This window comes from Pseudomonas sp. Irchel 3F6, from assembly GCF_900187595.1.
GTDB lineage: Bacteria > Pseudomonadota > Gammaproteobacteria > Pseudomonadales > Pseudomonadaceae > Aquipseudomonas > Aquipseudomonas siliginis.
Map to the genome: position 1 here is coordinate 719,332 of NZ_FYDP01000001.1, position 26,547 is coordinate 745,878.

At 60.2% G+C, this 26,547-nt stretch carries 26 protein-coding genes and 1 tRNA gene; 17 read left to right on the top strand and 10 right to left on the bottom strand.

The annotated features are described in order from the left end of the window. Positions 1-8: 8 nt before the first annotated feature. The 5 genes from pstC (at position 9) to CKW30_RS03260 (ending at position 4,155) form a co-directional block, all read left to right on the top strand. Positions 9-977, top strand: coding sequence for a phosphate ABC transporter permease subunit PstC (gene pstC / locus CKW30_RS03240; RefSeq protein WP_095179884.1), 969 nt, complete (start codon positions 9-11; stop codon positions 975-977). Next, positions 974-1,885, top strand: a complete 912-nt coding sequence (gene pstA / locus CKW30_RS03245; protein WP_016774590.1) for a phosphate ABC transporter permease PstA — start codon at positions 974-976, stop codon at positions 1,883-1,885. Before pstC ends, pstA begins: the two co-directional genes overlap by 4 nt. Before the next feature lie 75 nt (positions 1,886-1,960). Next, positions 1,961-2,722 carry a phosphate ABC transporter ATP-binding protein PstB gene (pstB, locus tag CKW30_RS03250; protein ID WP_016774591.1) on the top strand — a complete coding sequence of 254 codons (762 nt, stop codon included), beginning with the start codon at positions 1,961-1,963 and terminating at the stop codon, positions 2,720-2,722. 93 nt (positions 2,723-2,815) lie between these two features. Further along, positions 2,816-3,514 carry a hypothetical protein gene (locus CKW30_RS03255; protein WP_095179886.1) on the top strand — a complete coding sequence of 233 codons (699 nt, stop codon included), beginning with the start codon at positions 2,816-2,818 and terminating at the stop codon, positions 3,512-3,514. Then, on the top strand, positions 3,514-4,155 hold the full coding sequence (locus CKW30_RS03260) for a hypothetical protein (RefSeq protein WP_256584147.1): 642 nt from the start codon (positions 3,514-3,516) through the stop codon (positions 4,153-4,155). Before CKW30_RS03255 ends, CKW30_RS03260 begins: the two co-directional genes overlap by 1 nt. A 151-nt stretch (positions 4,156-4,306) precedes the next feature. On the opposite strand, the gene CKW30_RS03265 is transcribed toward CKW30_RS03260, so the two are convergent. Continuing rightward, positions 4,307-4,394, bottom strand: a tRNA-Ser gene (locus CKW30_RS03265). Positions 4,395-4,517: 123 nt separating this feature from the next. Between CKW30_RS03265 and CKW30_RS03270 the strand changes: the two genes are divergently transcribed. After that, on the top strand, positions 4,518-5,189 hold the full coding sequence (locus CKW30_RS03270; protein ID WP_008006561.1) for a Bax inhibitor-1/YccA family protein: 672 nt from the start codon (positions 4,518-4,520) through the stop codon (positions 5,187-5,189). Positions 5,190-5,254: 65 nt separating this feature from the next. Here the strand turns inward: CKW30_RS03270 and CKW30_RS03275 are convergent, their stop codons facing one another. Together CKW30_RS03275 and CKW30_RS03280 are read right to left on the bottom strand one after the other, a co-directional pair. Beyond that, positions 5,255-5,584 (bottom strand): YceK/YidQ family lipoprotein, encoded by a 330-nt coding sequence (locus tag CKW30_RS03275; RefSeq protein WP_041481021.1) that lies wholly within the window; start codon positions 5,582-5,584, stop codon positions 5,255-5,257. Between the two features lie 59 nt (positions 5,585-5,643). Next, positions 5,644-6,081: an Lrp/AsnC family transcriptional regulator gene (locus CKW30_RS03280; RefSeq protein ID WP_095179888.1), complete on the bottom strand. Its 438-nt coding sequence runs from the start codon at positions 6,079-6,081 to the stop codon at positions 5,644-5,646. A 147-nt stretch (positions 6,082-6,228) separates the two neighbouring features. Here CKW30_RS03280 and CKW30_RS03285 point away from each other — a divergent pair, with 147 nt between their 5' ends. Beyond that, on the top strand, positions 6,229-7,122 hold the full coding sequence (locus CKW30_RS03285) for a DMT family transporter (RefSeq protein WP_095179890.1): 894 nt from the start codon (positions 6,229-6,231) through the stop codon (positions 7,120-7,122). Between the two features lie 3 nt (positions 7,123-7,125). Here the strand turns inward: CKW30_RS03285 and CKW30_RS03290 are convergent, their stop codons facing one another. From CKW30_RS03290 to CKW30_RS03305, 4 genes are all read right to left on the bottom strand, one after another. Further along, positions 7,126-8,166, bottom strand: a complete 1,041-nt coding sequence (locus CKW30_RS03290) for an FUSC family protein (RefSeq protein ID WP_095179892.1) — start codon at positions 8,164-8,166, stop codon at positions 7,126-7,128. A gap of 57 nt (positions 8,167-8,223) precedes the next feature. Then, on the bottom strand, positions 8,224-9,183 hold the full coding sequence (locus tag CKW30_RS03295; RefSeq protein ID WP_095179894.1) for an HlyD family secretion protein: 960 nt from the start codon (positions 9,181-9,183) through the stop codon (positions 8,224-8,226). A gap of 2 nt (positions 9,184-9,185) precedes the next feature. Continuing rightward, positions 9,186-9,542, bottom strand: a complete 357-nt coding sequence (locus tag CKW30_RS03300) for a DUF3302 domain-containing protein (protein WP_095179895.1) — start codon at positions 9,540-9,542, stop codon at positions 9,186-9,188. Between the two features lie 102 nt (positions 9,543-9,644). Next, the gene (locus CKW30_RS03305; RefSeq protein ID WP_095179897.1) at positions 9,645-11,267 is read right to left on the bottom strand and encodes an NADP-dependent glyceraldehyde-3-phosphate dehydrogenase; all 1,623 of its coding nucleotides are present in this window, start codon (positions 11,265-11,267) and stop codon (positions 9,645-9,647) included. A gap of 376 nt (positions 11,268-11,643) precedes the next feature. Between CKW30_RS03305 and CKW30_RS27790 the strand changes: the two genes are divergently transcribed. The 10 genes from CKW30_RS27790 (at position 11,644) to CKW30_RS03355 (ending at position 21,827) form a co-directional block, all read left to right on the top strand. Beyond that, on the top strand, positions 11,644-12,255 hold the full coding sequence (locus CKW30_RS27790) for a transposase (RefSeq protein ID WP_095179898.1): 612 nt from the start codon (positions 11,644-11,646) through the stop codon (positions 12,253-12,255). Between the two features lie 54 nt (positions 12,256-12,309). Next, positions 12,310-13,908, top strand: coding sequence for a ShlB/FhaC/HecB family hemolysin secretion/activation protein (locus tag CKW30_RS03315; RefSeq protein WP_095179900.1), 1,599 nt, complete (start codon positions 12,310-12,312; stop codon positions 13,906-13,908). A gap of 12 nt (positions 13,909-13,920) precedes the next feature. Next, the gene (locus CKW30_RS03320; protein ID WP_095179902.1) at positions 13,921-15,720 is read left to right on the top strand and encodes a DUF2341 domain-containing protein; all 1,800 of its coding nucleotides are present in this window, start codon (positions 13,921-13,923) and stop codon (positions 15,718-15,720) included. Between the two features lie 11 nt (positions 15,721-15,731). Beyond that, positions 15,732-16,157, top strand: a complete 426-nt coding sequence (locus CKW30_RS03325; RefSeq protein WP_003201710.1) for a biopolymer transporter ExbD — start codon at positions 15,732-15,734, stop codon at positions 16,155-16,157. 3 nt (positions 16,158-16,160) lie between these two features. Next, complete coding sequence (locus CKW30_RS03330; protein WP_095179904.1) at positions 16,161-16,865, top strand: energy transducer TonB; 705 nt, start codon at positions 16,161-16,163, stop codon at positions 16,863-16,865. A gap of 39 nt (positions 16,866-16,904) precedes the next feature. Further along, the gene (locus tag CKW30_RS03335; protein ID WP_095179906.1) at positions 16,905-18,602 is read left to right on the top strand and encodes a putative porin; all 1,698 of its coding nucleotides are present in this window, start codon (positions 16,905-16,907) and stop codon (positions 18,600-18,602) included. Between the two features lie 17 nt (positions 18,603-18,619). Next, positions 18,620-19,249, top strand: a complete 630-nt coding sequence (locus CKW30_RS03340) for a DNA repair protein (protein ID WP_095179907.1) — start codon at positions 18,620-18,622, stop codon at positions 19,247-19,249. 17 nt (positions 19,250-19,266) lie between these two features. Further along, positions 19,267-19,737, top strand: coding sequence for a YbjN domain-containing protein (locus tag CKW30_RS03345; protein ID WP_095179909.1), 471 nt, complete (start codon positions 19,267-19,269; stop codon positions 19,735-19,737). Then, positions 19,734-20,681 (top strand): peptidylprolyl isomerase, encoded by a 948-nt coding sequence (locus tag CKW30_RS03350; RefSeq protein ID WP_095179911.1) that lies wholly within the window; start codon positions 19,734-19,736, stop codon positions 20,679-20,681. Before CKW30_RS03345 ends, CKW30_RS03350 begins: the two co-directional genes overlap by 4 nt. A 165-nt stretch (positions 20,682-20,846) precedes the next feature. Beyond that, entirely contained in the window at positions 20,847-21,827 is a 981-nt protein-coding gene (locus CKW30_RS03355) for a LysR family transcriptional regulator (RefSeq protein ID WP_095179912.1), read from the top strand. Positions 21,828-22,420: 593 nt separating this feature from the next. Here CKW30_RS03355 and CKW30_RS27365 read toward each other — a convergent pair. From CKW30_RS27365 to CKW30_RS03370, 3 genes are all read right to left on the bottom strand, one after another. After that, positions 22,421-22,780, bottom strand: coding sequence for a DUF6124 family protein (locus CKW30_RS27365; protein WP_095179914.1), 360 nt, complete (start codon positions 22,778-22,780; stop codon positions 22,421-22,423). Between the two features lie 472 nt (positions 22,781-23,252). Then, the gene (locus tag CKW30_RS03365; protein ID WP_095179916.1) at positions 23,253-25,835 is read right to left on the bottom strand and encodes a hypothetical protein; all 2,583 of its coding nucleotides are present in this window, start codon (positions 25,833-25,835) and stop codon (positions 23,253-23,255) included. Between the two features lie 397 nt (positions 25,836-26,232). Next, the coding region (locus CKW30_RS03370; RefSeq protein WP_095179918.1) for a DUF6124 family protein at positions 26,233-26,547 on the bottom strand (315 nt) is incomplete at its 5' end.

A 26,547-nucleotide genomic window follows, 5' to 3' on the forward strand; every position in this document is an offset into this window, starting at 1 on the left:
CTTAGCCCATGAACAAACCTTTTGTCGTACCGGTTAATCCCGACTCTGCCTGCCAGCCACCCTCGACGAAGGATTTTCTGGTTGATCGCACCTTCCGCGCGCTCGCACGCATCGGTGTGGTACTGATTCTGGCGCTGGTATTTGCACTGGTGTTCGAAGTCGGACGCAAGGCACTTCCCGGTATGGAGAAGCACGGCTTCGATGTGCTTCTGGGCAGTGTGTGGGACGTCAACCAGGGCAAATACGGCATCCTGCCGGCCATCTGGGGCACGCTTTACAGCGCCTTCATCGCGTTGCTGATCGCCGGTGTCTTTGGCGTGAGCATGGCGATTTTCCTGACCCAGGATTTCCTGCCAACCAAGCTCGCTGCGCTGTTTCGCACCATCGTCGAATTGCTCGCGGCCATCCCCAGCGTGGTCTATGGCCTGTGGGGGATCTATGTGGTGATTCCGGCGATTCGGCCGCTGACGACCTGGCTGAACAGCGAGCTGGGCTGGATACCCTTTTTCGGCACGTCCCTGAGCGGTCCGGGCCTGCTGCCCGCAGCTCTGGTGCTCGCCATCATGATTCTGCCGACCATTGCCGCCGTGTCGCAGGACGCGCTTACGGCTGTGCCGATGAAAACCAAACAGGCCGCGTACGGCATGGGCACAACCCATTGGGAAGCGATTCTCAAGGTGATGGTGCCTTCGGCTGCCACCGGCATTTTCGGCTCTCTGGTGCTGGGCCTGGGGCGCGCGCTGGGTGAAACGATGGCGCTGGCCATGCTGGTCGGCAATGCCAACAACATTTCCCTCTCGTTGTTTGCACCGGCCAACACGCTTGCCGCTCTGCTGGCGCTGAACTTCCCCGAAGCCGGACCGAACGAGATCGAGGTGTTGATGTATGCCGCGCTCGTGCTGATGTTGATTACGCTGATCGTGAACATTTTCGGCTCGATGATCATGATGTACGCCCAACGGGGTAACAAGGGATGACTGATCTGACCGCAGCAACAGACCTGACGGCGCCAACCGGTGCGATGCCCAGTTTGCAACGCAGGTTCGAAGGCCGCGCGCTGCGCAGCCTGATCCTGACCACCCTGGTCTGGGCAGGTGCTTTGCTGGCCAGCGTGCCGCTGATTTCCGTGCTCTACATGCTGATCACTCGTGGTGGCGCGCGTCTTAACCTGGAAGTCTTCACCGAACTGCCGCCGACCGGCTTCGAGATGGGCGGCGGTTTCGGCAACGCGATGGCGGGTACCTTTGTGATGGTCGGTATCGCGGCAGCGATCGCGGTGCCGGTCGGGATCATGGCGGCCATTTTTCTGGCTGAACTGGGGCCGGATAGCAAGCTGGGCAACGCCGCACGTTTTGCCGCCAAGATGCTCACGGGCCTGCCGTCGATCCTGGCGGGGGTGTTTGCCTACGCTTTGGTAGTAATGACCACCGGCACGTATTCGGCACCGGCAGGTGGCGTGGCGCTCGCCGTCCTGATGCTGCCTATCGTGGTACTCACCGCAGAAGAATCGATGCGGATGGTGCCCAAGATCATGAAAGATGCTGCTTATGGCATGGGCTGCACCCGCTCGCAGGTCATCTGGAAAATCATCTTGCCGACCGGCATGCCGGCGATCCTGACTGGCGTGATGCTCGCCGTGGCGCGTGCCGCAGGCGAGACGGCACCGCTGTTGTTCACCGCGCTGTTCAGCAACTACTGGATCTACCACCAGGGCAATCTCGATGTCATGAATCCGACTGCGTCGCTGGCGGTGCTGATCTACAACTTTTCCGGCATGCCTTTCGATAACCAGCTCGAGCTCGCATGGGCGGCCTCGTTGGTGCTGGTGATGATCGTGCTGTTCGTGAACATCATCAGCCGGATTTTCGGCAAGCCCAAGTATTAAGAACGGGAGCATCTGATTTTGAACGTATCCACTGCGCAAATAGCCGCTCCGTTTGTCACCCAGGCGCCTGTAGTCATGGACTGCAAACTGGACAAGATTTTCTACGGCAACTTCATGGCAGTACGTGACAGCCACGTGCCCATCGAGAAAAACAAGATCACCGGATTCATCGGTCCCTCAGGCTGCGGCAAAAGCACCGTGCTGCGCAGTCTCAACCGGATGAACGATCTGGTGAAGGGCTTTCGTTTCGAGGGTCATGTGCATTTCCTCGGCCAGGACGTCTACGGCAAGGGCGTCGATCCGGTGGTCGTACGCCGCTACATCGGTATGGTGTTTCAACAGCCTAACCCGTTCTCGATGAGCATCTTCGACAACGTTGCGTTTGGTCTGCGCCTCAATCGCTACAAGGGCGATATCGGTGACCGCGTCAAGCATGCGCTGCAAGGCGCCGCGTTATGGGATGAGGTCAAGGACAAGCTCAAGGTCAGCGGCCTGTCGCTCTCCGGTGGCCAGCAGCAACGCCTGTGTATCGCCCGGGCTATCGCCACTGAGCCGGAAGTCCTGCTGCTGGATGAGCCCTGTTCGGCACTCGACCCGATCGCCACCCGACGCGTCGAAGAGTTGATGGTCGAGTTGAAGAAGGACTACACCATCGCACTGGTGACCCACAACATGCAGCAAGCCATCCGTGTCGCTGACACCACGGCGTTTTTCTCGGTGGATATTTCCCAGGGCACGCGCACGGGCTATCTGGTCGAGATGGGGCCGACCGCGCAGATCTTCGACAACCCACGTGAACAGATGACCGGCGATTACATCAGCGGCAAGTTCAGCTGAGCCTTGCCACCGGTCACGGCCGCCTACCTGCACGAGCCAAACGGATTTGGCGGGCATCGGTGGACATTTACCCAGCGTTTCCAAGGAGCTCCAATGCCTGCCACGCATCGCCTTGATTTGCCTGCGATTGAACGCGCACTGCGGAAAGTGCAGAGCCGTTTCGCCGAGCTCAGCCGGCACTTCACCGAGCCCCGAGACCCGTTCACTGACGAAGTCCTGAACAATGTGCTTGAAGGTTATGCGTTGGTTGACGAATATGTTGCCCGCGGCATCGACCTGTTCGATCTGCAGCAACTGAACCTGATGCTGGAGATCAATGCCACAGTGCTTTGTGGCCGGGATCCGGCGCGCCGGCTGGAATACGCCCAGCATCTGGCAGCCACTGAGGCGCACTTCTTCAACAATGTTGAGGGAGGCATCAAGGACTTGTACAACTGGTATTGCGCGTATCGCAGTGAATCGGTCTGGAAGCGTGCAGCCGGTGTCTATGTGCGCATTCTGAGCAAGCCGCAGCTGTTTATCGAAGGCAATAACCGTAGTGGCTCGCTCATTGTGAGCTACCTGCTCATGCGGGCGGGGCTGCCTCCATTCGTGTTGACGCTGGAAAACGCCGAGGGCTATTTCAACCCGTCTTCGGTCATCCGCAACTCCGCCAAGCATGGCGTCAAGGCGTTGTACGAATTGCCCAAGATCAAGAAAAAATATGCAGCATTCTTAGAAGAACAGGCGCCCGATCCAATGAAGTTCTTTCTCAAAGGCAAGCCTTTGCCTCTCTCTCAAGGTGGCCATTGATGAACTGGGCACCAGCATTTGCCAGATTGAGAACCTTCGGCAGCCGGGCAGGGCAGGCTATCCGCTGCGCTTTGCCGCAGTTGTTCGAACGTCAGCGCATACGAATTTCGTTCGATATCGATGACACGCTCGCTTGCCAGCTCCACCACTGCGCAGTGGAGAAGAGTCGACTACCGGCCTGTATTCATCGCTGGCTGGGTGAACCGTTGCGGATGGGCACACGATCGCTGATCCGAGAGCTGCGTCGCCAGGATTGCAGTGTCTGGGTCTACACCTCATCCGGGCGCACGCCGTCCTATATCAGGCGCTGGTTGGCGCTGTACGGTATCCGCGTCGATGGCGTGGTCAACAGCGTGCTGCACAACCGTGCGCTGACGGCGCACGGGATGTCGAATGCGCCTTCCAAGTATCCGCCAGCGTTCGATATCGACTTGCATGTCGATGATTCGGAGGGCGTGCAGATTGAAGGCAAGGATCATGGCTTCCGGGTGGTCGTGGTGCATCCCGAGGATGATCGCTGGGCGCAGAAAGTGCTGGATTCGGTGGCCAAGGTCCAGGCGCAGTTCGCTTGGCAGCAAATGCTCAGACCTCAGGCGCCCGTGCAACAGCGTGCGGAGGCTGTCTTTGAGTCGCTTGGCTGAGCGGGTACGCATTGGCTGTCTGGGCAGCAGCGCCTCAGGTGTACGAGGCGCTGCTGTGAAATGACTCAACAGATGCGCAAACGATGCTGCGCAAACATATCTCGCAGAAACGACAAAGCCCTGAATAGTCAGGGCTTTGTCGTATCAAATATGGCGGAGGCGATGGGATTCGAACTCATGGACCTGTTACAGTCGACGGTTTTCAAGACCGTTGCCTTAAACCACTCGGCCACACCTCCGTTTGCGTTGCGGGCGCCATAATACCTGAATGAAACACACTGTCAAACTCTCTGCATGGCTTGTTACAGAGCGTCTGTTATGATCTTTGCGACTGAACGTTTCAAACCAACAGGAGTGTCGCCATGCGCGAACAGGATTACGCAGTTAATAACAGCGTGCAGGCTGAGCAGCTAGAGGTTAGCCGCGTCCTGCGCAACACTTATGGTCTCTTGGCTCTGACTCTCGCATTCAGCGGCGTGATGGCCTTCGTAGCCCAGCAGATGCGTGTCGGCTACCCGAACATTTTCGTGGTGCTGATCGGCTTCTACGGGCTGTTCTTCCTCACCAACAAACTCCGTGATTCCGCGTGGGGCCTGGTATCCGCCTTCGCGTTGACCGGTTTCATGGGTTTCCTGCTCGGCCCGATCCTCAACCGTTACCTGGGCATGCAGGGCGGCGCTGAAGTGGTCAGCTCGGCTTTCGCCATGACCGCACTGGTGTTCGGTGGTCTGTCGGCCTACGTGCTGATCACCCGCAAGGACATGAGCTTCCTTGGCGGCTTCATCACCGCAGGTTTCTTTGTCCTGCTGGGCGCTACGCTGGCGAGCTTCTTCTTCCAGATCAGCGGCCTGCAACTGGCGATCAGCGCCGGCTTTGTGCTGTTCTCGTCGGTCTGCATTCTGTTCCAGACCAGCGCGATCATCCACGGCGGCGAGCGCAACTACATCATGGCGACCATCAGCCTGTATGTATCGATCTACAACCTGTTCGTCAGCCTGCTGCAACTGTTCGGCATCATGAGCCGCGACGACTGATCGTAATGGCTGCAATAAAAAACCCGCTTCGGCGGGTTTTTTATCGTCTGGACAAAGGTGTCTGCTCAGTTGATGACGATGCTGCCGTCCACTTGCTGACGGTAGATCGTGTAGGGCAGCAGCAAGGTGTCGAGCGCGCCGGAGACCACGGCGTCCACCAGCACCACCGGAATTGCCGCGTTGCGGTGATCATCGGGATCGATGCCTGAGGCCAGCGGAGCGTTCAGCGTGCAGAAGTCATAAGCGAGGCCGCTGTAGATTCTCGGTACCGCGCCGCAATAACTTTTCTGCTGCTTGAGTCCGTCAACGGCAGCCTGATCGTTGCGCGCCACCGTTTGAATCGTGCCACAACCGCCGAGCAGCAGGGCCGCCAGCAGCATTGCCTGAATTTTCATAGCGCCATTCCTTAGCCGCGAAAAACCCACAATCTACGCCGAACAACGGAAAAAAACACCTACGCCATCGGTGGCAGGCGTCGCTTGACCGGGGTCTTCTTGACGATCGCGGTGTTGGTTTCCGCCAACGTATTCAGTCGGTCGAGCAGGGTATCGAGCTGTTCCATCGAGCGCACGTGCAGGCGGGCGATGAAGCAGTCGTCACCGGTGACCTTGTCGCACTCGGTGAACTCCGGAATCGACATGATCTGCCGCTCAACCTCCTGCAGTTGCCCTGGCAGCGGCCGCACACGGACGATCGCCTGCAACTGATAGCCGAAGCATCTCGGATCGATCTCTACCGTGTAGCCCTTGAGCACGCCACGTTCTTCCAGCCGCCGCAACCGCTCGGCTACGCTGGGCGATGACAGGCCGCTGATCTGCGCCAGCGCTTTGAGCGAGCGACGCGAGTCTTCCATCAGCGCGCTGATAAGGATCTGATCGATATCGTCAGTCACATTCAAACTCCGGATTAGGCGAAGGGCGCAAATCACCCTCGATAAAAAAGGCGAAAACCAAGTTTAGCCTGCTTTATGCGCTGGAGCAGCCCGAGGTGCGCTTGGCATACTTTTGCCACGCTTCGCTCACAGCCTCAGGAGAAGATGATGGACAACGCAATTCGCCGCGGTTCGCTGGAAATGACCGCCGCCATGCTCATATCCGGAACGATCGGCTGGTTTGTGCTGGTGTCCGGGCAACCGGTGCTCGACGTGGTGTTCTGGCGCTGCGTGTTCGGCGCCGGCACCTTGCTGTTGGTCTGCGCCGCGTTCGGATTCCTGCGTCCGGGGATTCTGACCCGCACAACGTTTCTGCTGGCGGTGCTCAGTGGAATGGCGATTGTCGGCAACTGGGTGCTGCTGTTCGCATCCTATTCCCGCGCCTCGATTGCCATTGGTACGGCGGTCTATAACGTGCAGCCGTTCATGCTGGTCGGCCTGGCGGCGTTGTTCCTCGGCGAGAAAATTACCCTGCAGAAGCTGTTCTGGCTGGCGATTTCGTTCATGGGCATGCTGGCGATCGTCAGCGCCCATGGCACGCAAGGCGAGGAGGGTAACGATTACTTGATGGGAATTGCCCTGGCGTTGGGCGCGGCGTTTCTCTACGCGATTGCCGCCCTGATCATCAAGCGCCTGACCGGCACGCCGCCACATCTGATCGCGCTGATTCAAGTCTGCACCGGGGTGTTGTTGCTCGCGCCTTTTGCGCATTTCGATGCGTTGCCGCAAGGCGTCGATGCCTGGGCCAGTCTGCTGACTCTCGGGATCGTGCACACCGGTCTGATGTACGTTTTGCTGTACGGCGCGATTCAAAAATTGCCGACGGCATTGACCGGCGCGCTGTCCTTTATATATCCGATCGCGGCGATTTTCGTTGACTGGTTCGCCTTCGGCCATCGCCTCGAATTGCTGCAATGGATAGGCGTCGCAGCGATCCTGCTGGCCGCCGCCGGCATGCAACAAGGTTGGGGCTGGAAAGCCCGGCGGCTGGCGGCGCAGTAAGGATCAGATGTTCCAGCGCGGTGCGGTGGCTGCCAAGCGTTGGCGCATCTCGCTGATATTGGCAGCGAGTTGTCGGGTCAGCATACGGTAGCCGTCGAGTGTATTGGCAACTGGCGCGTCGAGGTTCGCTTGCGGGAGTTCCATCGGCCGCTCCAGCCGTTGCGAGGCACCGGTCTTCAAGGCGCGAGCCATCCCGATCAGTTGCACGCGAATCTGCCGGTGTTCGGCCTTCAGCGCCGTTTGCAGATGTGCCGTGGCCTGCGGGTCACTTGCGTTGGGGCGGATATTGCCGAGGATCTCCAGCGTGCTGATGCACATGCGCAGGTTGCGCTGAATCGCGTCCAGCTCGGTCATGGAGATTTTCACTTCCTTGGACACCGACGGCATCAGCGAACGTAATTGCACCATCACCGCGCCGAGCTTGCTCATCAGCCGCACGTGTTCGTCGGCGCTGACCGCTTCACCGTTGATGATGCGCCCGTACACCGTGGCGCAATCGCGCAAGGCATCGGCGAGGTTGTAGCGCCACGAGTAGACCGCGTACAGCGGCAGGGCGAAGGAAAACGCCAGGGCGAGGGCGATGCCGATCAGGATGTCGACGCCGCGCCACAGACCATCGGTGATCGGGTTGTCGCCATGCCCGGCGACGATGAACACGGTGATGGCGGAGAGCAGGGCGGTGTAGCCGCCCTTGCCAATCGCGTGATACGAGAAAAAGCCACAGACCACGGCCATGGAAAAGTAGGTCAGCCACGGCATGCCCAGCCAGGCGTGCTGCGCCACCAGTGCCAATCCGACTCCTGCACCGATCAAGGTACCGATGGCGCGCTCGGCGGCTTTTTTGCCGATGTTGCCGTGGTGCTGCAAACCGCCGATCACCACCAGCATGGTCACTGACGCCCATTCGCCGTGGGGCAGATTGATGCCAGTGGTCAGCAGAATCGTCGCCAGCAACCCCAACGCCACCCGCACGGAATGGATCAGTCGGGCGTGACGGTAGCGCCGATACGGGTCCAGTAACGGACGCAGGATACGGCGCAACAGCGGTGGCAGGCGGTGGGTGCTGTAAGTAGTCAGTGCGAACCTCGTACGTCAATCAAATCAATGGAAGGGGAAAATGTAATTCATCCAGGCGGACATGCGCAGCAGGATTTTGCGCATCGCGCCGATGTGTTGAAAGTGCTTGCTGTAAAGCGCCGCTTGTCCATACGCGCCGCCTGGCATGAGCGCGCTGTATTCGGCGAACGCCGGATCGGTTATCTCGATGATCACTGGCACCCGTCCGGCCGGTGGTGAGCCGGTGTAGCTGATCAGGGTGCCGGAAGGTTGCACCTGGCCCTCGGCTATCACCCCGATCACACTTTTCACCCGACCGGCGAAGACCTTGCCGGGAATGCCGTCGAAGGCGACTTCGGCCTCGTCGCCCACGGTCAGACGCAATAGGCTGTTCTGACGCATCCAGGCGGCGAAGTACTGACCTTCCTGCGGAATAAACACCATTGACGGGCGCAGCGGCAGCTTGCTCGCCATCATCCCCGGTCGCAGCGAAACGTGGGTGACGAAGCCTTTGCTCGGTGCCCGAACCACGGTGTTGTCCAGCTCGAACTGCGCATTGTCCAGTTGCGCCTGCAGATCGTCGGTGCGGGCGATGGCCGCGTCCAGTTCACGCTGGGTGCCGAAGTTGCGGCGAATCAGTTCGGTGATGCGGTAGCGGTCGCCCTTGGCTGCAACCAGTTGCGCCTTGAGCGATTTCAGGCGGTTCTGGAAAGGCGTTGGATCGATGCGAAACAGCACGTCGCCTTTTTCCAGGGGTTCGTTGCCCTTTACCGGTACGTCGATCACCTGGCCACTGATGATCGGAATAACCGGCACCGAGACGAAGTAGGAGCGCGCCACCTCAGAATAGGGATGGTTGTAGTTCATGGTGAAAATCAGCGCGCCGATGATCAGCACGCCACCCAGGACAGCGGTGGGCACCGTCCATTTGTTCAGCGGAATGCGGAAGATCTTGAAAATCGCGACGCAGAGCGCGGCATACGTGAGGATGAGCAACAGATCCATGCTCAGATCCCCCGGCTGTCAGAGTGAGGCGCAACCGGCGACTGCGCTTCCAGCCGCTCGATCCGGGCTTGCAGCTCGACGACCTGTTGCTCCAGTTGATCGACGTGATTCTGAATGGGTTTGCCATCGCCGAAACCCCAACCGCGATCCTCGCGATAGGCCATCGCCCAGATCCACAGAAATGGCCAGAGTGCATGCAAGGTGAACAGACTGACCCAGCCAGTGGCATGGATCGCGTCCTGGTGCGGGTGGTTGCGGTGGACAGCGATCTCGTACGGGATGTCATGCAGCACGATGATCCCGTAAAACAGCACGAGACCGACAAAAACCAACAGACCCAATGCGAAGTAATCGAGCATGGTCAGCCTCCCGGGCATCCAGCAATGCTGGGCTGAGTGTAGTCACTGAATCGCCGGGGGGCTGACGGATCGGCAGGATCATTCAATCCTGCCGATCACCCGTCAAAAGATGTAATCGGTGGTCAGGAAGCTCGAATCACGCCCGCGAATGATCTCGCTGATCAGATCCTTGTTGCTCTCCTGGAACTTGGTCGCCACCAGGGTGCGGATCGAAAACACTCGCAATGCATCGTGAACCGACAGCGTGCCTTCGGCGGAGTTTTTGCGACCGTTGAACGGGTAAGTGTCCGGGCCGCGCTGGCACTGGGCGTTGAGGTTGATACGCCCGACCTGGTTGGCGAAAGTGTCGACCAGCCGGCCGACCGCCACCGGGTTGGTGCCGAAGATGCTCAACTGCTGGCCGAAATCGGATTCCAGCACATAGTCGATCACCGTATCGAGGTGGCGGTACGGCACGATGGGCACGACCGGACCGAACTGTTCTTCCTGATAGACGCGCATTTGCGGATTCACCGGATACAGCACTGCCGGGTAGAAGAACGAGGCGTGGGATTCACCGCCATTCGGGTTGACTACCTGAGCGCCTTTGCTTTGCGCATCCGCGACCAGACCGTGCAGATAATCGACCTTGCCCGCCTCCGGCAGCGGCGTCAGCGCCACGCCGCTGTCCCACGGCATGCCCGGTTTCAGCGTGGCCAGTCTGGCGTTGAATTTCTCGATGAAGCTGTCGACCACGTCTTCATGCACGAAAAGAATTTTCAGTGCGGTGCAGCGCTGACCGTTGAACGACAGCGAACCGGTGACCGCTTCGCTGACGGCGTTGTCGAGATCGACTTCAGGCAGGACGATACCCGGGTTCTTGGCGTCCAGACCCAGAGCCGCGCGCAAACGGTGTGGTTTCGGGTGCAGCTTCTTCAGGTCACTGGCAGCCTTGTTGGTGCCGATGAAGGCGAAGATGTCGATCTTGCCGCTGGCCATCAAAGCACTGACAGTCTCGCGGCCGCTGCCGTAGATGACGTTGATCACGCCGCTCGGGAAGCTGTCGCGGAAGGCTTCGAGCAACGGGCGAATCAGCAGCACGCCGAGCTTGGCCGGTTTGAACACCACGGTGTTACCCATGATCAGTGCCGGAATCAGCGTGGTGAAGGTTTCGTTCAGCGGGTAGTTGTAAGGTCCCATGCACAAGGCGACGCCGAGCGGCACGCGGCGGATCTGCCCGAGGGTGTCCTGCTCCAGCTCGAAGCGGCTGGAGCGGCGGTCGAGTTCTTTCAATGCGTTGATGGTGTCAACGATGTAATCGCAGGTGCGATCGAACTCTTTTTCCGAGTCCTTGAGGTTCTTGCCGATCTCCCACATCAGCAGCTTGACCACGGCTTCGCGCTGCTCGCGCATACGACCAAGGAATGCTTCGACGTGCTGGATGCGTTCGGCCACGCGCATGGTTGGCCACAGGCCTTGGCCGCGATCGTAAGCGCGAACGGCAGCGTCGAGGGCGGTGAGGGCGGTGTCGGCATCCAGCAGCGGCGTGCTGCCGAGGATCACCTGTTCTTCGCCGTTTTCGCTTTTCAGATAGACCGGGCTGCGCACCTGCGCGAGCGGGCCGTCCCAGCGGCGCAACTGGCCATCGACCAGATATTCACGCTGCTCGACCTGAGCGTCGAGGCGATATTTTTCCGGGATGTCGCTGACCGAAGGGAACAGGTTGCCAAGGATGTTTGCTGTCATGTCACTACCCTGTGTTGAAGTCGGCGTGCCGATTGAAAGTCTTGTGAAGGTTATACGCCTGAACGGGCCGGGATTTAACCCCGTGAATGTCACGCGAATGTCACGCAACGGTGCAACCACAGTCCACCTTGTGGGAGCGAGCCTGCTCGCGAAGGCGGCGGCACATCCAACATCCTCATCGCCTGACACAGCGCTTTCGCGAGCAGGCTCGCTCCCACGGTCGATCATCTACATCCGTCAATCCATCTTCGGTAATGAAGCTTTTATGACAAAAGTTCGGTAGCCCTTTGCCAGTCCGGTCATGCCTGTGTAACGCGCTTGAGGGGCCTTTCGGGGCGCACTTTGCAAGCCGAGGCGGGACGCCGGGAGTGAGGCAATGGGGACTATGGAACGCTATTCGAAAGTGGGCATGCAGGAGCTCGATCAACGCCTGTCGAAGATCGTCGAAGCCGCGCGCAAGAAGCCGGTTTCGGTGTATCGCTACGGCGCGCCGTGGGTCTGGATCGTCTCGCAGGATGACTGGCAGGGCGCTTTGAAAGAGGTCTCCAGCTACATTCCGCCGGGCCATTCGCTGGTGCTGCTGCGCCCGCAGATCGACGATCTGCTCGACGCCCACCAGGACCTGCTGCGCGACCTCAATGCCGCACCCGGCATGCTCATTCCCGCGCAGACGGTGATGCACATCCTGCTCCTGCAATTGCTGTATTCGGTGCCCAGCGAACAGCAGCTCTATGAACAGCTCAATTACAACCTGCTGTTCCGCTGGTTCGTCGGCCTTGGCCTGAACCAGAAGGTCTGGAGTTTCACCGCCCTCAGCCGTGACATCGCCACGCTGCTCAACGAGCCGCGTGCGGTGCTGCTGATTCAGAAAATCATCGGCGAAGTGTTCTGCGGTGCCTTGCTGCAAATGCCCGAGTTCTCGCTGAACTTTGCGCTGTTGCACACCTGGCTGGGCAAGCATGCCTGCGCCACAACGATCAGCAATTGACGCATCACATCGGGCGCTAACGCCTACAGGTCATCGCGAATTTCAGGGGGTAGTGTGGAACGGATTTTCACGTCACGGCTGGCACTGTGGGGCTGGCTGCTGGTGACGGCGGGCGCGCAGCCGGCGCTGGCCGAGGAGGGCACAGAAGCGCCCGCCGCGCAGCGACTGGTCGACGTCAACGAATACTTTGTGCGCGGCAATACCGTGCTCGATGCGCGGGCGATCGAAGAAGCGGTGTACCCGTTTCTCGGCCCGCAGAAAGCCTTGAGCGACATCGAAGGCGCCCGCGATGCGTTGCAGAAGGCCTATCAGGAGCGCGGCTATCAGTCGGTGTTTGTCGAGCTGCCCGAGCAGGCCGTGGCCGATGGCATCGTTTATTTGCAAGTCAGCGAAACCAAGGTCGGCCGGGTGCGCGTGGTCGGCGCCAAACACTATTCGCCGCTGGATATCCGCGACAACGTCCCGGCGCTGAAAGAAGGCGAGGTGCCGGACTTTGCCAAAGTCCAGGGCGAACTCGCGCAGCTCAACAAGACACCCGGTCGCCAGGTCATGCCGCTGGTGCGTGAAGGGCAGCGCCCCGGCACCATGGATGTCGACTTGCAGGTCGAAGACCAGAACCCATGGACGGCCAGCGTCGGCCTCAATAACGACTACAGCGCCGACACCGAAAAGCTGCGCAGCGTCACCAGCCTCGGTTACAACAACCTCTGGCAACTCGGTCACAGCGTCAACCTGACGTTCTTCACCGCGCCGCAAGAAACCGACAACGCCAAGGTCTGGTCCGGGTCCTACACCGCGCCGCTGAGCGAGCGCTGGAGCGTGCAATTCTCCGGTTACCAGTCCGACAGCAACGTCGCCACCATCGGCGGCAGCAACGTGCTCGGCAAGGGTCACAGCTACGGCGTCGCGGCAATTTACACGCTGCCCTCGAGTGGCAACTGGTCGAACTCGCTGTCGGCCGGCATCGACTTCAAGGACTTCGACGAGCGCCTGAGCCTGTCCGGCGAAAGCGACAAGGTGCCGCTCAAATATGCGCCGTTCACCTTCGCTTACAACGGCTATCGCTACAGCGAAAAGAGCCAGCTCGGCCTCGGCCTGAGTCTGGTTGCCGCCACGCGCAGCGTGTTCGGCTACGGCAGCGACGACGAAGACTTCGACTACAAACGCTATCGCGCCAAACCGGGTTTCGCCGTGCTCAAGGGCGACACCAACTACACCTGGACCTTCGACAGCGACTGGCAGAGCGCAAGCAAAGCCGCATTCCAACTCGCCTCGGGGCCGCTGGTTTCCAACGAACAATTCTCCGCCGGTGGCGCCACTTCGGTGCGCGGCTATCTCGCGGCTGAACGTACCGCCGATGACGGCTACCTGCTCAGCCAGGAATTGCGCACACCGTCGCTGGCGAAATTCGCCGGCACGTGGATGCAGGACTGGCGCTTCTATGCCTTCGCCGAAGGCGCGCAGTTGTACCTGCGCGACGAACTGCCGGATCAGGACGCCAATTACGCCCTGGCCAGCGTCGGCCTCGGCACCCGCGCCAGCCTCAGTAAATGGCTGTCCGGCAGCCTCGACTGGGGCTACCCGCTACTCGAAGGGCCGAACACCTCAAAGCAGGAATCGCGCCTGCACTTCAACCTTCAAGCCACTTTCTAACGGAGCACGTCCATGCAACGCCTTCTCCTTTCGTTGTTGATCTGCCTGGGCTTCGTGCTCCCGGCCACTGCTCAGGCCTGGTGGCAGGACGACTGGCATTACCGCAAACAGATCGCCGTCGACACCACACCGCAGGGCGCGGCGATCAATCAGGCCCTTGGCCGCACCGCGCTGCTGGTGCGCCTGCACACCGGCAACTTCACCTTCGACGGCGTGAAAGAGGACGGCTCCGATCTGCGTTTCGTCGCGGCGGATGACAAAACCGTGCTCAACCACCAGATCGAAAGTTTCGACGCGCTGATGGGCATGGCGCTGATCTGGGTTGATGTGCCGAATGTCGAGGGTGGCCAGCGTCAGGACATCTGGATGTACTACGGCAACCAGAAAGCCCCGGCTACCGGCAACGGGCAACTCACTTTCGATCCGAATTACACCGCGCTGTATCACTTCGACGGCGCTACCGGCACCCCGGCGAAAGACACCACGGCGTACGGCAACACCGCGCAAAGCGCGACCGGCACAGCGATCGATGGCGTCGTCGGCCGTGCGTTGCAGTTCAGCGGTCAACCGTTACTGCTGCCGGCCAGTCCTTCACTGCAACACAACGCCGGCAGCGCGTTCACCTTCAGTGCCTGGCTGCGTCTGGATCAGGCCTCTGGCGAGCAACTGATCCTGGCTCGGCGCGAAGGCTCGCAGAGCCTGCTGATCGGCGTCAGCCAAGGCCTGCCGTTCGTGGAAATCGACGGCCAGCGCGCCGCTGCCACCCAAGCGCTGGCGCCGGGGCAATGGCAACACCTCGCACTAACCGCCGAGGGCTCGAAGGTCACGCTGTACGTTAACGGTCGCGAGAGCGCTGCGTTGGCCCAGGCGATGCCGGCGTTCAACTCGGCCATGGCCATCGGCGCCGATCTGCAGGAAGGCGCGTTCCAGCCATTCTCTGGCGCTATTGATGAGCTGCGCCTGTCGAAAGTCGCCCGTCCTGCTGCGCTGTTGCTGGCCGATGCCACCTCGCAAGGCGCCGAGTCGAAACTGGTCGCTTACGGCGTCGATGAAGAGCAGTCCGGCTTTGGCTTCGGCAGCCTCGGCTTCCTCCTTAACGCGGTGCCGATCGACGCTTGGGTGATCATCGCCGTGCTGGTGCTGATGATGTTCCAGTCGTGGATCATCATGCTGCGCAAGAACCGCAGCCTCAGTCGCGTCACTGCGGCCAACGAAGACTTTCGCGTGCAATTCGCCAAGGTCGGCACGCGTCTGGAAATGTTCGCCGACGACGCGCAACTGGCTCAGCGTCTGCAGCATTCGTCGCTGTGGCGCCTGTATCTGGTGGCGGTCAAAGAGATCCGCACCCGCCGCGAGCAGGGCGCCGATACCTCTTCGGTCTCTGCCGCGACTATCGAGGCCATTCGCTGCTCGATGGACGGCGTGCGCACCCGCGAGAACCAGCAACTGAGTTCGAAACTCTCGACCCTGTCCAACGCCATCGCCGGCGGTCCGTATATCGGCCTGCTAGGCACGGTGCTGGGGATCATGGTGGTGTTCCTCGGCACGGCGATGGCCGGCGACGTGAATATCAATGCCATCGCGCCGGGCATGGCCGCCGCTCTGTTGGCCACGGCGATGGGCCTGTTCGTCGCGATCCCCGCGCTATTTGGCTACAACCGCCTGATCACCCGCAACAAGGAAGTCAGCGCCGACATGCGCGTGTTCGTCGACGAGTTCATCACCCGTCTGGCGGAAATGCATGGCGAGAGCCAGTTCAGTGAGGCGTCGCACCAGCGCGGCCATCACGCCAACCACTCCGTACCGGCCTGAGGAGCACTGCCATGGCGTCCGTAAATGCCTCCCACGACGATGATGACGATGCCGCAGTCGACAGCATCAACATCACTCCGCTGGTCGACGTGCTGATGGTGGTGCTGGTGATGTTCATCCTCACCGCCACCGCGCAGGTCTCAGGGATCCAGATCAACCTGCCCAAGGCCAGCGCTTCGGTGTCGCTGTCGGAGGCCAAGACCAAGGCGATCTCGGTCAACGACGGCGGCCAGGTGTTTCTCGATGCCTATCCCGTGACGTTGGCGGAGCTGGAAGAACGCCTGCGCATCGAGAAAGCGCAGAGCCCGGATTTCCCGGTGATCGTGCGTGGCGATGCGACGGTGCAGTACCAGAAAGTCATCGAAGTGCTGGATCTGCTGCGCCGACTCGAACTGTCCCAGGTCGGTCTCGTCACCGGCAAACCGAGTCAGGGCTGAGTCATGACCGCACAACTCCCGATCGAGCCGCCGCCGGTGAAAAAGTCGCCGTTGCGCTATGTGAAGTGGGGCGCCGGATTGCTGGTCGGCGCGCTCGCCGCGTGGTTCCTCTGGCAGTGGGCCAACGACATGGCCGGCGTGCGCCGCGAAGCGCCGAAAGTGCCGACGATCATTCCGTTGCCGCCACCGCCACCACCGCCGCCGGAGAAACCGCCAGAGCCGGAAACGCCGGTGGAAGAAAAAGTCGTCGAGCCCGAGCCAACGCCTGAGCCGGAGGAGGTCAAGCCTGAAGAAGAAGCACCGCCATCGCCGGCGGACGATCTGGCCAACCCGATGCAAATGGACGGCGACGCGCAATCCGGTAGCGACGCTTTCAACATCGGCGCAGGCAAGGGCGGCGGCATGGCTGGCGCGGGTGGTGGGCGTTTGGGCACGGGCACGTACAGCCAGTTTCTGGCGTTCACCTTCCAGCGTTTGCTGCGCGAGAACCCCGAGCTGCGCAACCTCGCATTCTCGCTGCAGGCCGATGTCTGGCTGAGCAGTGTCGGCGAGATCACCCGTGTCGAGCTGATCAAGTCCAGTGGCAACCCGCAAATCGATACCCAGGTGCTGGCCGCTTTACGCGGTGCGCCAGCCCTCAGCGAACGGCCTCCGGCCTCCATTACTTTGCCCGTGCGCCTGTCCCTGCAAGGGCGGCGTCCGGGTTAATTCACTTATTCAAGCTTTGGCAAAAGGAGTTGTGTGCAGATGATTTCCAACGTGAATCGATTGTCCCTGGCGGTCGGCATGGTCATTGCGACCCTGGTCGGTCAGGCCGTGGCAGCGCCTGCGCCTTCGGAGAACGCCACGATCAATCTGATCCGCTTGCTGGTCGAGCAGAGCATTCTGAAACAGGACAAGGCCGACGCGCTGATCGCCCAGGCCCAGAACGAAGCGGCGCAGGCCAAGCAGGCTGCCGCGTCCACTGCCGTAGCGGCTGGACCGGTCGCCGCGCCGGGGGATGTGCGCGTGCAGTACGTGCCGGCAGCGGTGCGTGACCAGATCCGCGATCAGGTCAAAGCCGAGGTGATGGCCACCGCCAAACAGGAAAACTGGGCCGCGCCCAATACCTTCCCGGACTGGGCCTCGCGCATCAGCTTCGACGGCGACATTCGTCTGCGAGACGAATCGCGGTACTACTCAGGCAACAACAGCAACGAAATCGTCGACTTCGCCAAGCTCAACAACAACGGCCCGTACGACGTGAACCCCAACAGCAGCACCAGCCTGCCGCCGTTGCTCAACACCCGCGAAGACCGCGAAAACCTCTTTCGCCTGCGCGCTCGCCTGGGCATGAAAGCGGTGATCTCGGAGGAATGGACCGCCGGCATTCGCATCGGCACCGGTTCGGACAACAACCCGGTATCGACCACGCAGAACCTCGGCGGCGGCTTTGCCAAGAAGGACATCTGGCTCGATCAGGGCTACCTGACCTGGAAGCCAATGGACGAACTGACCCTGACCGGCGGGCGCTTCGCCAACCCGTTCATGTCCACCGACATGCTCTATTCCAACGACCTGAATTTCGATGGTGTGGCGGCGATCTTCGATCACAAGCTCAACCGCGATTGGGGCGTGTTCGGCACCGTCGGCGCATTCCCGGTGGACTACACCAGCGACACTTCCAGCAGCAACGGTTTCGATAAGGAAGAGAGCGACAACAAATGGCTGTACGGCGCGCAGCTCGGCGCGAAGTGGGCGATCAACAGCAACAACCGCCTCAAAGGTGCGCTGGCCTATTACCGCTTCGACGACATTCAAGGCCAGCGCTCCAGCCCTTGCGAACCGTGGGCCGGCGCGCCGGGCTGCGACAGCGATGGCACCCGCGCGGCGTTCATGCAGAAGGGCAACAGCGTGTTCCTGCTGCGTGACATCACGCCGAACCCGCTCAACCCGAGCGCTACGCCGCAGCCGCAATTCGTCGGGCTTGCGTCCGAGTTCAACCTGCTCGATCTCAACGTCGTGTGGGACGCCGACCTGCCGCAGGATTTCAAACTGCGCAGCCAGGGCAACTACATCCACAACCTCAGCTACGACGAAGGCGACATGCGCAAGCGCTCCGCCGGGCAGATCGTCAACAACCTCGACAGCAACGGCGAGATCGAAAGCGGCGCCAATGCATGGATGGTGCAGTTCACCCTCGGCAACGCACTGGACCTCAAACGCAAGGGCGACTGGAACCTGTTCGCCGGCTACAAGTACATCCAGCCGGACGCCTTGCCGGACGGCTTCAACGACTCGTCGTTCCACCTCGGCGGCACCAACGCCAAGGGCTATTTCATGGGCGGCAACTACGGCCTGGCGAAGAACGTTTCCGCCACGGGTCGCTGGATGAGCACCGAAGCGGTGTACGGCGCGCCGTTCGACATCGACGTCTTGCAGCTTGAGATCAACACGCGCTTCTAAGGCGCCGGGAGAGCTTTATGAACACGCGTTTTCTCGCGCTGGGCCTGGGTTTGTTGATTGCCACCGGGGCGAGCGCCGAAGGCATGGAAGAACGCTTGCGCACGCAATTGCGCAGCACCACCCAGCAATTGCAGGCCCTGCAAAGCCAACAGGCCCAGGCCAGCGCCGCGCAACTGGCGGCGCAGAACGAAGCCAAGGCAGCGCAAGCGCAAATCAAGCAATTGACCGCCGAACTGGCCAAGGCCAAAGGCCTCGCCGAGCAACTCGCCGGGCAGCAACAGAGCCTGCACAGCCAGGCGCAGGCGCAAGTCGCGGCCAGTGCCGAGCAGACCGGCAAGTTCAAGAAAGCCTACGACGAGTTGCTGGTCCTCGCTCGCGGCAAGGAAGCCGAACGCTCGAAGCTGCACGCGCAACTGGCGGAACGTGACACACAAGTGCAGCAATGTTCAGCCAAGAATCAGCAAATGTACGGCGTCGCCAAACAGATCCTCACGGCCTACGAAAACATCGACGTCGCCGAAGTGATGAAGATCCGCCAGCCATTCGCCGGCAGCGCCCGGGTCAAGTTCGATGAACTGGCCCAGGGCTTCGGCGACGAGCTGTACAAAACCCAATTCGACGCGCCGCAAGCGGCGATCGCTCACTGATAGCAAGGAAGAAAGCCATGACTCAATTGATCACCCACGTTTCTCCGCAATCGCTGACCGACGTCCTCCAGGCCGCCGGTTACCGCGTCAACCAGAGTGAACAGAACGGCATCGTCCAGTTGCTCAGCGCCAGTCAGGGTATCGGCTACGCCGTGCGTTTCGGCAACCCGGCGGTGGAGCAGGGCAGCTTTGTTGATTTCACCTTCAGCTGTGCGCTGCGCGTGCAGGGCGACTTGCCCCAGGGCGTGGCCGAGCAGTGGAACGCGACGCGGCGGTTTGCACGGTTGTCGTTGCAGGGCGAGTTTCTGCTGATGGAAATGGACGTGGTCGTGGCCGCAGGGGTGAGCAACGAGCACCTGCGCGGCAACCTGGAGTTGTGGGATCGCCTGTTGCAGGAATTCATCGTTTACCTGCGCGATTTCAGCCAGACCGCTGCTGTGCAAGCCGCCAAGTCCGCTGTCGCCGAAGCAGAGGAAGTCGCGCTGTGAAGAAGCCTGCCATGGTGATCGGCGCCGGAGCGCTGGCGTTGTTGGTGGTGGCCGTGGCGCTGGTGCTGCGACCGGGCAGTGATCCGGTCGCCGCCCAGCAGCCGTCGCCGTTGCCGGCGGTTGCAGCCGGGCCAGCGGTCGCGCGGTTGGGCAATCAGCAGGTTTCGCCAGAGGAATTGCAGGCGCTGCTGGCCACCGTCCCGGCGCAAACCCGCGAGCAATTGCGCGGTAACCGTGAGGCGCTGGAGCGCTGGATTCGTGCGCGACTGGCCGAAAAAGCCGTGCTGGAACAGGCCGATGCGCAGGGCTGGGCGCAGCGTCCGGACGTCGCCCGGCAGACTCGCGCAGCGACTGAGCAAATCGTGTTTCGTGATTACTTGCGCTCGGTGAGTCAGGTGCCGGCGGAGTATCCGAGCGCAGCTGAATTGCAGCAGGCGTACGACGCCGGCAAGGCCAATTGGCAGACCCCGGCGCTGTATCGGGTCAGTCAGATTTTCCTTGGCGTCAGTGACGCAGCGAATGTGGAAACGGTGCGCAAACAAGCCGCTGAATTGAGCAAGAAGGCGCAATCAGCACCGGCTGATTTTGCGGCGCTCGCTACGCAATATTCGCAGGATCGAGTCACAGCAGAGCGGGGCGGTGATACCGGCCTGCAACCGTTGCAACAGCTGGTGCCGGAAGTGCGTGGCGCCGTGGCGCGGCTCAAGGTGGGCGCCGTGTCTGATCCGGTGCAAAGCGCCGCCGGTTTCCACGTGATCAAGCTCACCGAACAACAACCGGCCCGCACCGCGACGCTGGAGGAACTGCGCGACCAACTGACCCAGGCCCTGCGCGCACAACGCCAGGAACAGATCGCCCAGGCCTATCTGGACGGCATGCTCAACACCGCCACCCTGAGCATCGACGGCGCTGAACTGAACAAAATCCTCGAGGAAAAACACTGACGTCAGCCGAACACCAATCACCCCTGTGGGAGCGAGCCTGCTCGCGAATGCGGTGGGTCAGTCAGCGAAGATGTTGAATGTGCCAACGTTTTCGCGAGCAGGCTCGCTCCCACAGGGGTCCAGGGCGCATTCAAGACAACTACAAAGATCGACAGGGAGTCATCAATGTCATTCACCGAACCCGCAGGACGCCCGGGCACCGTTGATTATCAATCGCCGCAATCCCGCTCCGAGCCCTGGCTAAACCAGGCCGCGACCATCGACAGCGAAGTCGCCCAATACTTCCTGGTCAGTGCTCGCTGCGGCTGCTTCATGCAAGCCGCGCGCAGCCTCAACGTGCGCTCAACTGTATTGCGCAAACAACTCGCGCAACTCGAACAGCAACTGCAACGCAGCCTGTTCAGCTTCCAGGGCAGCGCCCTCAGCCTGACCCGCGAAGGCCAACAGTTGCAGGCCCGACTCATCACCCTGGCCCACGAACGCAAACTCCCGGTCATCGAACAACCGCTGATTCGTCTGGCCATCGCCGAATCGATCCTGCACGACATCCTCGGCCGCGACCTCATCGCACTGCTGCGGCGCAACGCCAGCCTGCGCCTGGAAATTATCGCGCTGGATAGCGAACTGGCATTGCGTGCGGTCAGCGCCGACATTGTCCTGTGGCTTGCTCCTGGCGAATGCCCAAATCCCGGCCCGACCTTTTCCACTAGCGAACCGCAACACCTCGCGCGGATTGCGTATCTGCCGCACATTGCCAAGCGCTATTCACGGGTGACAGCGCGACCGGAAACGCCGGAAGATCTGGCTGATTTCATGTTGGTGCAATGGCAGCATGACCGACAGGTTGAGAGCTTTCGGCCGTGGAATGAGTTGGTGGAGGAGAGGTTGGCTGGGGTGGTGCAGATGCAGTCCTATGAATTGATGCTGGAGATGATTCGCTGCAGCGCGTGCATCGGCTTGCTGCCGGCATACATGAGCCGGTTCGACCGTGGCCTCACCGCACTGCCCGGATTATTCGCCGAACCGATGCAGCTACACGCGTGGCTCGCCGTCAACACCGACTCGCAAAACTCCCCCGAAATCAAAGCCCTCACCGACCTCATCCAGCAAACCTTCAACGAACGCCACGAATGGTTCCAGCCGTAACCCGCCCCCGTGTGGGAGTGAGCCTGCTCGCGAAAGCAATCCGCCAGTCGAAGCCTCAGTGACTGACCCACCGCCTTCGCGAGCAGGCTCGCTCCCACAGGAATCTTCATTGCTTACGCGTTGATCGTTCCCACGCTCCGCGTGGGAACGCAGCCCGGGACGCTCTGCGTCCCCACCAGAGCTGGAACGCGGAGCGTCCCTTGAGGCATTCCCACGCAGAGCGTGGGGACGATCATCAAAACCTTCAACGAACGCCACGAATGGTTCCAGCCTTAACCCGATCCCCTTGTAGGAGTGAGCCTGCTCGCGATGGCGCCAGCCCAGACACTGCACCCGTAACTGAATAAACCGCATCAACAGTGGGAGCGAGCCTGCTCGCGAAAGCAATCCGCCAGTCGAAGCCACAGTGACTGACAAACCGCTTTCGCGAGCAGGCTCGCTCCCACAGGAATCTTCATTGCTTACGCGTTGATCGTTCCCACGCTCCGCGTGGGAATGCAGCCCGGCACGCTCTGCGTCCCCTCAGAGCTGGAACGCGGAGCGTCCCTTGAGGCATTCCCACGCAGAGCGTGGGGACGATCATCAAAGGCCCGCTACTGCGGCAACTCCAGATTATCCAGCACCCGATTCACCGCTAATTCCCCGAGCATGATCAACTGCGCAATCCCCATCAGCGTTCGGCGCTGCGATGGCTTGACCAATCCGGCGAACTCCTGGGCGATGGTTTTGGCCGAGGCGAGGGTTTCGCAGGCGTTGGCCAGCAGGTCTTCGTTTTTGGTGTCGGCGGTGACGGCGTACATGGCGCGGGGGCTGAAGGGCGGCGGGGTGGAGCCGGGTGGGCAGAAGTAGTGGTCGAGGGCGCGGTCGGCGGCTTGGTGAAGTTTTTTTGAGTCGAGGGATTCGTAGGGTGAGGTGGGGTCGGATTCGGGTGGGTTGGGTGTTGGTTTGATCATGGGTGAAGCCTCTAGAGTGGTGAAGCTGCCACCGTTCGCTGCTAACGAAGGAGGTGGCGGCTGTACGCGGGTTAGCAGACCAGGACTCTAGAACCCGGCGCACCGAAGTGCCCCACGCAAAGCCGCCATAACGGCAAGACCTTGTGCGTCTAGAGATAACCCGGGCTGCTAAACCCGATCACTGAACATTCAGCGACCGGACCACAATAGAACCCGCTCCCAAGGCGCACAAGCCGGCGGATTCTGGCGTAGCTGTAGGCAATGGCGCAAGAATTTGTAGCCTGGAAGGCGTGTCTGGATGTGCCCTTTAAACACCTTCGTTTAAATCAAAGAATTGCGCAAACCTGACGGTCCTTTCGCGATCAGAAGAGAAGCCTGGATCGCGCTTCGCTGTTTAAATCACTGGTTAAATAAATCCGCCCTTTTTCCGAATACCGGTGGTTAACCTCTCTTGTTGAACCGTTGTGTAGTTTTAGGCCCTGGCCACGCAGACCGCTGTGTAAGCAAAAGGGGACGTAGCACCTGTTGATGCCGATATAAAACTGGTCTTGGCCCATGTGAATTCGACCTGAGGGTTGCTAGGAAGTGTATATCCCCAAAAGTACCGGGCTTCGTAAAGCGGTCTGTATTTAATATTAAGAAGTGCAATCTCGCTTAAGTAGCTCGGAAATGGACTGCCCCCCACGCGCGCGATCCAGGCACTGGCCGCTTCGTGTGTAAAGTTGGCGCCGCCAATTAAAACCTTTTGCACGTTGCTTACTACGACAGGTATTTCTTTAAGTTGTCCGCTAGCGTCAGATACGATCACTTTAGCTGCACCATTCCCGATTGAACGAATCATGCCGTTGCCGTCCACAGATACAACGTTGGGCATGCTCGACCTGTAGGTGTACGGTGCTTGCCCGCCTGTCGCCGCCCGGGTCGCGGTTGTATCTGGGAAATCGTTTCCAGTTAATGCCCAGCCAAGCGCGGCATGGTCGACGACGTAATTTCTCCCTGAGAGATGTACGGGTGATATGTCGACCAATAGCGGTGGAACAACTTTTAGAGTTCTTGGGATGGAAACTTTTCCACTACCATACAGTGCCTTGACTTTATAGCTGTGATTTCCTGCGGTCAGATCTTCACTGTATTTCCAAACGCCTTCGTGGTTCACCGGGACTTTGATTCTAAACTCTTCTTTATCAGACACCTCGACCCATTGATCTTTCGAGGCCAAGCCTTGCATTGCTACTGAAGTGTCTGCAGTAGTTCCACCTTCCTCAATTTCGGCGTTACTTGGCAATCCTTTCACCGAATCAATCGTCGGGGCAACTTCAGCTGCCACAGTAAAACTCCGCGCGCCAGAATCAACTTCTCCACTGTGATACAACGATCTCGCAAATAACCGGTGCTTCCCTTCAGCAACAGTCACTTCTCGTGTCCAGATCCCCGTCAGCGGGTCGGCCGTCGCTCGCCCTTTGGCAACAGTGCTCGACCCATCATCATCGAACACCTCGATATTCAGTCCCTTACTCGCAGTCCCCGACAACGTTAAGCTAGTGCTGACCGTCCATCCCCCTTCCAGCACTTCCTCACCGTTCGAGTCCAATACCCTGTCCAGTGTCGGCACAACCAGTTCCACAGACTTGATCGTGTAAACCCGATCCGGAAATTTCACTGCGTTCGTTTCGATATTGCTCTTGTCCAGCGCCACCAGGTACTTAAGCGTCAGTGTCGTGCCATGCCCCAATTGCACGAGATAGCTGTTAGCCAGCGACTTCGGCCAGAAGCCTTGCCTGATCCAAGTGCTGTTGACCTTGGCCGGTAATCCTGCCCAGATCGTCAGATTATGCGCAGTGCCATCAGCCTTCTTACCCTCAAGCCGCAGCCAGCAGGGCTGTTCGGCTTCAATCAAGGTATGCAGCAGCGCATGAATGGTTGCGTTTTTGGTGCCAAGCGCCGTTATGTCGAGAAAATTGTTGGCATCGGCCTCGACAATTTTCGGGGAGTTCAAAGCGGTTGCCGGCAGCGGCAGAATGTCCAGCAGCAACACAGCCGACTCCACGGGTTTGTCGTCGCGGTCGATAAAATAACTGACTGCAACCCGTTGGCCCAGGCTGTAGGCGAGCACCGAGCGCGGCACCGCAATCTCCAGGCCGGCACTGACCAGCCGAGGCGGGCTTGGGTAGGAGCCTTCAGGGACAGCCGTCGCGCCTTGCCAGTTCACCCACAACGTGTCGGTGGGCAGTAACGAACCCTGCGGTACTAGGACTCTGATTTCCGGAGTGGTCGGACTGAACTGATTGCCGTTCATGCCACGGACGGTGGGTGCCAGCAGAGAAAGGCGACCGAGGTGAATGTCCACGCGCTTTTCACCTGACATGACGGCATTGCCCAATTGGTCAAATACTCTGAATTCCGCCACAGCATTCGGATTGTCACCGGCACGCTGGAAGGTATCGGTGAACAGCGTCAGGTTGACCGGGGCCGGCGCGTCGGGCACGTCGAAGCGCACGGTGGTATCGCCGAGCGCAAAAACGATGGAGTCGAAGTGGCGTCGGTTGGTGTAAGTAAACGCAAATGTCACACCTCGTGCGGCGAGCTCCGGCCCCACGCCTTCATGTTCTACATCCGGCGGAATGATCAGATCCAGAGATTCCGGCAGACGCAAATGGTAGAGGGCTAGCGTGTCCCGAGACGATTCATCGTTACCTCCTACGCGCGTGACCTTGTAATGCAGGCGATTGACGCCCTGATTGAGCCAGCCGTGGGGCAAGTACAAGCGCACCCGCTGTTGTTCTTCGCCCGGGGCAACGGTCTTGCCCGTTGCGGGAGTAGGGTTGTCGTTGACGTACAGATCGACGCGGTCATCAGCGGCCATGGTCCAGGAAGCGAGCTGCATTTCCGTCCACGGATCTATCAGACATTCCAGACCCTGCGTCTCGCCATCGTAAAGCACCTTGGGAATCCCGCCTTGGGCAATGCCCTGCGGCTTCACCGGTGTGACCCAGCCCCTGATGATGACCGGATACAAGACAAACAATTCGTTGAAAATCGAAGACTGGATATCCATGGAAGCGCTCCCTGAGAATTTTGCCGTGCCGTGCCGTGCCGTGCCGTGCATTGAATGGGATCCATCTCACTCCAGTTTGAAAAAAAGCACACCTGTCAGATCTGACAGGTACAGGCGGTATTCAGACGAGCGGTCGAGCCGGCTCTTGTTTGCGCGGTTGTTGTGGGAGCGAGCCAGCCTGCGAATTTGTCGTAATGTTCGGTTGCAATGCTGACTGCTCCGACGCTTTCGCGAGCAGGCTCGCTCCCACAGGAATCTTCACTGCTTACGCGTTGATCGTTCCCACGCTCTGCGTGGGAATGCAGCCCGGGACGCTCTGCGTCCCCCCAGAGCTGGAACGCGGAGCGTCCCTTGAGGCATTCCCACGCAGAGCGTGGGAACGATCATCAAAGGCCCGCTACTGCGGCAACTCCAGATTATCAAGCACCCGATTCACCGCCAGTTCGCCGAGCATGATCAACTGCGCAATCCCCATCAGCGTTCGGCGCTGGGATGGCTTGACCAATCCGGCGAATTCCTGGGCGATGGTTTTCGCTGAGGCGAGGGTTTCGCAGGCGTTGGCCAGAAGGTCTTCGTTTTTGGTGTCGGCGGTGACGGCGTACATGGCGCGGGGGCTGAAGGGCGGCGGGGTGGAGCCGGGTGGGCAGAAGTAGTGGTCGAGGGCGCGGTCGGCGGCTTGGTGAAGTTTTTTTGAGTCGAGGGATTCGTAGGG

Coding starts and splice junctions, on each gene's coding strand:
- CKW30_RS03295 (WP_095179894.1), bottom strand. CDS start 9,183: ATGGATCTGTTGCTCATCCTCACGTATGCCGCGCTCTGCGTCGCGATT.
- pstA (WP_016774590.1), top strand. CDS start 974: ATGACTGATCTGACCGCAGCAACAGACCTGACGGCGCCAACCGGTGCG.
- pstC (WP_095179884.1), top strand. CDS start 9: ATGAACAAACCTTTTGTCGTACCGGTTAATCCCGACTCTGCCTGCCAG.
- CKW30_RS03340 (WP_095179907.1), top strand. CDS start 18,620: ATGAACACGCGTTTTCTCGCGCTGGGCCTGGGTTTGTTGATTGCCACC.
- CKW30_RS03260 (WP_256584147.1), top strand. CDS start 3,514: ATGAACTGGGCACCAGCATTTGCCAGATTGAGAACCTTCGGCAGCCGG.
- CKW30_RS03275 (WP_041481021.1), bottom strand. CDS start 5,584: ATGAAAATTCAGGCAATGCTGCTGGCGGCCCTGCTGCTCGGCGGTTGT.
- CKW30_RS03255 (WP_095179886.1), top strand. CDS start 2,816: ATGCCTGCCACGCATCGCCTTGATTTGCCTGCGATTGAACGCGCACTG.
- CKW30_RS03335 (WP_095179906.1), top strand. CDS start 16,905: ATGATTTCCAACGTGAATCGATTGTCCCTGGCGGTCGGCATGGTCATT.
- CKW30_RS03330 (WP_095179904.1), top strand. CDS start 16,161: ATGACCGCACAACTCCCGATCGAGCCGCCGCCGGTGAAAAAGTCGCCG.
- CKW30_RS03325 (WP_003201710.1), top strand. CDS start 15,732: ATGGCGTCCGTAAATGCCTCCCACGACGATGATGACGATGCCGCAGTC.
- CKW30_RS03355 (WP_095179912.1), top strand. CDS start 20,847: ATGTCATTCACCGAACCCGCAGGACGCCCGGGCACCGTTGATTATCAA.
- CKW30_RS03345 (WP_095179909.1), top strand. CDS start 19,267: ATGACTCAATTGATCACCCACGTTTCTCCGCAATCGCTGACCGACGTC.
- CKW30_RS03305 (WP_095179897.1), bottom strand. CDS start 11,267: ATGACAGCAAACATCCTTGGCAACCTGTTCCCTTCGGTCAGCGACATC.
- pstB (WP_016774591.1), top strand. CDS start 1,961: ATGGACTGCAAACTGGACAAGATTTTCTACGGCAACTTCATGGCAGTA.
- CKW30_RS27790 (WP_095179898.1), top strand. CDS start 11,644: ATGGGGACTATGGAACGCTATTCGAAAGTGGGCATGCAGGAGCTCGAT.
- CKW30_RS03300 (WP_095179895.1), bottom strand. CDS start 9,542: ATGCTCGATTACTTCGCATTGGGTCTGTTGGTTTTTGTCGGTCTCGTG.
- CKW30_RS03320 (WP_095179902.1), top strand. CDS start 13,921: ATGCAACGCCTTCTCCTTTCGTTGTTGATCTGCCTGGGCTTCGTGCTC.
- CKW30_RS03270 (WP_008006561.1), top strand. CDS start 4,518: ATGCGCGAACAGGATTACGCAGTTAATAACAGCGTGCAGGCTGAGCAG.
- CKW30_RS27365 (WP_095179914.1), bottom strand. CDS start 22,780: ATGATCAAACCAACACCCAACCCACCCGAATCCGACCCCACCTCACCC.
- CKW30_RS03365 (WP_095179916.1), bottom strand. CDS start 25,835: ATGGATATCCAGTCTTCGATTTTCAACGAATTGTTTGTCTTGTATCCG.
- CKW30_RS03285 (WP_095179890.1), top strand. CDS start 6,229: ATGGACAACGCAATTCGCCGCGGTTCGCTGGAAATGACCGCCGCCATG.